Annotated in this window: 3 protein-coding genes; all 3 read right to left on the bottom strand. The window is 58.3% G+C overall.

Annotation, left to right across the window (positions count from 1 at the left end):
• Positions 1–123, bottom strand: a 123-nt coding sequence (locus QT222_RS04260; protein WP_491476415.1) for a DUF8140 domain-containing protein, incomplete at its 3' end; no start/stop codon positions are given.
• Positions 120–1004: a bifunctional DNA primase/polymerase gene (locus tag QT222_RS04255; protein ID WP_491476414.1), complete on the bottom strand. Its 885-nt coding sequence runs from the start codon at positions 1002–1004 to the stop codon at positions 120–122. The genes QT222_RS04255 and QT222_RS04260, both read right to left, overlap by 4 nt.
• Positions 1001–3457: ATP-binding protein (locus tag QT222_RS04250; RefSeq protein ID WP_491476413.1), on the bottom strand; the 2457-nt coding region annotated here is incomplete at its 5' end. The genes QT222_RS04255 and QT222_RS04250, both read right to left, overlap by 4 nt.

The following is a 3457-nucleotide window of genomic DNA, read 5'->3' as shown; positions in this document are numbered from 1 at the left end:
GACGATATAGCGATTGTAGCCCCGGCTGAACTGTTGGTTGATTCGCGTCGTACCATATTCGGGCGGAAGCGTCGCAACACGATAGGCGGCCCGCTCGTCCTCAACAGGTGTTGACTGAGTCATTCCCTGAGCACCTCCGGTCTCGCAGACCGAGCGTCGAAGTTCGGGCTCTCGATCGGCGTGACGATACGACAGACGTCAGTATGCAACGAGTAGGGGAGCCGAGCAACCCGGCGACGGTCGGCGGTAACTACTGGGTCGATGGGAATCTCGTAGGTGTCTTGCAGAAGGTCGTTCAGCACTTCCCGGCTCTTGGCGTCATATCGATGGGAAAGGTCGGTATCGAGAAGGTAGACATGAACGCCCTGACCGCTGTACACTACCATCGTCTCCTCAGCGTTGAAGTCGTCCTCGAAGATGTCTCGTACCTCGAAACCGTACTCGATGGCCTGATCGATATCCTCGAAGGCATACGGGTAGCCTGCCGGGTCTGCGTCGAGAATACCCGCGGCATCGAGTAATTCCTCGCTGTCTCCCGAACCATCCTCATCCGACACTACCCGTGTTGCTCGCTCCCGAGCGATCGTTTTCGCGTCGATATCGATGAGGAGCACCCACGGTCGTTCCCAATGATCGAGGGCGTAGTAGACCGCATCAGGACGCGGGTCTGGTTTGTCGAGTAGATCAGGATCGACGAGTTCGAAGTCGCTCCGCCCAAGTGGATCGTTCCGTGCTGGATGGCGGATGAACTCGAGGACGTCGTCGAAGTCGTGGAACGCTGCCGTGGTTCGGTCACCTGAGACGTTCGTCTGCCATGTGTCCCGGCGGATGAAGTCCTTGTCTGGGATTCCGTCTTTCCGTACCGGGTGTGGTTCTCGAAACGCGAGTGCGTACTGTTTCGGCCCCTTCGCGGTGATGAACGACGGGAGTTCGTCGACATACGAGGGAAACTCCTCCGTGTAGTACCTGTAGATCTCCTCGCGGGTTGCGTGGCGCCAACTCATGAATTGAACTCCTCGTCAAGCTTGTTGAAGCTCCGAATCGTCGTCATCCCTTCTGCGTTTAGCGATTCAACGGCTTCTCGAATATCCGAGAACCGACGCGCGGCACGCCCGCCTACGCTATGCTCTATCCGGTCGGCTTCTGCGAGACAGTCCAACACCTCAACGGCTGTCTCGCGCCTGTTGAACGCCCAGACAGCGTTCGCATCCACCGCACTCTGCTTGTCATAGTCGTCAACCGGTGCGTGTTTGTTGTTACTCGCGAGTTCGGCTTCACCGACCCACACGAGTTCCCCGTCAGCGTCGAAGCCGGCGACGTCGAACACCGTCTCCTCATCGTATTCGTAGTACGGCTTGACCTGTGCGACGTCGTCGCGGGAGTCTAACCACCGTTCGAGCAGCTTCACACCGACCTTGTGCGGTGTCTTCTCACCGATGTCCCCCTGACCAGGACCGACCTTAAGCTTCTGACCGAGGAGTTCACGCCCTGCCGGGAGGACAGTATAGTATTTCCGACTACAGGCTCGCCCTTCTTCCAGCAGGTTTTGCTCGGCAAGTCGTTGTACGTCCAGATTCCCAAAATCGCTCTTGAACGCACTCATATGATTCAGGAGCGTGTGATTTGGTGCATCTCTGTTCATCACGTCCAAGACGTGAGCCAAGAACCGAACATCATCATGAGTAAGCCCACGGCGCTGGAGCTCGTCATCCGGGACGGGTACACCACCAGACTGGACTGGTGACGACCCATTTTCGTCGACAGCAGCCATCTCTTCTTCATCGGCTGGTTTGTCCGACTCAGCCATTCCGGCATTCGCAAACAGGGAGGTGGTGGTGTCAGCGCCGTTCTCTTTCTTCTCTTCGTCGCTTGCTGAACCACTGGTTGCTTGTCCGATGAACGACGACTGCGGCGAGTCCACCGAGTTAGCCGAATCAGCTGGTGCCGGCTGTTTATTGTTTGGTCTACTCCCCCAGCCCTTGTCTTCGGCTGTCTCCGGTTCGCTGGTAGTCTCTGCAAGCCCATACCGGGCCTGTGTTCGCTCCGAAAGCCGTGGCAGGGCCACAGTCTCGAAGTGGTCCGCCTGTTCGACAGACAACGACTCGTCGCTCTCTGGATGACCGGCCGCTATCGGGAGCGGCTTCACCGAAAACGGGGCCGGGCCTGTCTCCCCGAATGACGGACTCGGGAGTTGGGCGATCCACTCTCCGCTGGGGAGCGTATTAATCCGATTTCGGAGGTCAGTCGGGCTCAGATCTTCGTGGGCCAGCGATTCAGCGAGGTCATGCTCAATCGAGATGTTCCCAATGAGCTTCGTCTTGATGTTGTTGAGAACCTCGTCGTAGGCGCGTTCGTTACGGTTTCGAACCTGCCCGGGGAACTGCATTACCAGTCCCATACTCAGACCGAACGACCGTCCCTGTGGAAGCAACTGCTCGGAGACGAGTTTCGTTGCTGCAACAGGAGCGGCCTCTTCGATGATGAGATTGGTGAGGTTCTCGTAGTCCGTATTCCCGTCACGTCGACGCACCTGTACTGCATCCCAGAGATTACTCAACAGGAGGAGTGTGATCGCTCGCTGTGCCTCCGGGCGAAGGTCGCCTAAGTCGACCAGGATCGTGACGTCTTCGTCGAGGAACTCACGGAAGTCGAATCGGTTGTCGACGTATTCGCCGTTGTCGTCCCGTTCCGGAACGTGGCTGAAGATCCGTCGCAGGTGGGCGTCTTCTCTGAGTTTATCGAGGCGGTTCCCGACAGCGTCCATCGACACTTGGAACTGGTGGTCATCCTTCGCGAAGTGCCGCGTGAGCGACTCCTCAACGCTCCGATTGTCCGCCGAAACCGGCGGCACAGTTCGCTCCCGCTGCATCTCGAGCGCGGCCGCAAAGAGATCATCCAACCCGAAGACGTCGCTCCCATACTCCTCGTCGAACAGCGCCTTGATGAGGTAGCTGAGAATCTCGTTTGCGACGAACGCCTGCCCGTACTGCTCGCGGCCCATGATCATCCGCATGATATCGTGGAAGTGGTCGACCTTGTCCTGAATCGCGTCCGCCCGATTCCGTCCAGCGTCGAGTGCCGGCCGGATATCGAAAAAGGAAAACGCGGGAATCGTCTCGGGGACGCGGAACTGGTAGACATCGTCGAGCCCGTTGAAGCGCTCGTAATGACTCCGAAGGTAGTTGGCGCACATCCCGTCGCCCTTCGGGTCAACGATGACGACGGGGCCGCCGGTCGTCTCACGGAGCGACAGCGCATCGTTGATGATTGCTTTCGACTTCCCACTTCCAGTTGAGGCGAACCGACCGTAGTGTGTCGTCAGGAGCTTCGGCGGAATCCGAATCGGACGCTGTTGCGGCGAGCCGTTTTCATCGAGTGCATACCCGATGGCCATCCCCTCCCGGAACTGCTGGACTAAGTCTGGATTGGGCCACGGAAGCGGATCACGACTCTGCTG

It is taken from the genome of Haloferax sp. s1, assembly GCF_058382125.1.
Note: the sequence above shows the minus strand (reverse complement) of the source record. Positions and strands in the feature narration are given on the sequence as shown.